This window comes from Burkholderia sp. Bp9142 (assembly GCF_003853415.1).
In the GTDB taxonomy this organism is placed as follows: Bacteria; Pseudomonadota; Gammaproteobacteria; order Burkholderiales; family Burkholderiaceae; genus Burkholderia.
In genome coordinates this window covers 1-943 of record NZ_QTPP01000098.1, presented here as the reverse complement: position 1 = coordinate 943, position 943 = coordinate 1, and the positions used below count along the sequence as shown (strand labels likewise).

General features: G+C 61.6%; 1 protein-coding gene. It reads left to right on the top strand.

The window, feature by feature from the left end:
- On the top strand, nucleotides 1-900 hold a 900-nt coding region (locus DIE22_RS37800), incomplete at its 5' end, for an IS256 family transposase (RefSeq protein WP_124607553.1).
- Nucleotides 901-943 lie beyond the last annotated feature (43 nt).

The following is a 943-nucleotide window of genomic DNA, read 5'->3' as shown; positions in this document are numbered from 1 at the left end:
CGCATCATCGCGATGTACGCCCGCGGCATGAGCGTGCGCGAGATTCAGGGATTTCTGGCCGAGCACTACGGCACCGAGGTCTCGCCCGATTTCATCAGCTCGGTCACCGACGAGGTGATGGCCGAGGCGCTGAGCTGGCAGAGTCGCCCGCTCGAAACGATGTATCCGGTGGTGTTCTTCGATGCGCTGCGGGTCAAGATCCGCGACGACGGTGTGGTCAGCAACAAGGCCGTGTATCTGGCGCTGGGCATCCAGGCCGACGGCCAGCGCGACGTGCTGGGCCTCTGGATCGAGCAGACCGAGGGCGCCAAGTTCTGGCTCAAGGTGTTCAACGAACTGAAGACGCGCGGCTGCCAAGACATCCTGATCGCCGTGGTCGATGGCCTGAAGGGGCTCACCGAGGCCATCAGCACGGCCTATCCGCGAACCACCGTTCAGACCTGTATCGTGCATCTGATCCGCAACAGTCTCGAGTACGCCAGCTACAAGGATCGCAAGGCATTGGCCGCAGCGCTGCGCCCGATCTACGCGGCTGCCAGCGAAGAGGCGGCACAGCAGGCGCTGCAGGACTTCGCCGACGGACCTTGGGGCGCGAAGTACCCGACCATCGTGCAATCGTGGCAGCGAGCATGGGAGCACGTCGTACCGTTCTACGTGTTCCCGCCGGAGATTCGACGGGTCGTGTACACCACGAACGCCATAGAAAGTTTGAACATGCAGTTGCGCAAGATCATCAAGACCCGTGGTCACTTCCCCAATGACGAGGCGGCCATCAAGCTGCTCTGGCTGGCGCTGCGCAATGTACTGGCCAAGACCGTGCGGTCCGCCTTCGACTGGAAATCAGCGATGAACCAGTTTGCTATCCTGTTCGGCGAGCGATTTATGCAGGCGCGTGGATAACGCGTTGTTCAACCGCCTCGCCCACAAAAATGCGGACAGGTTC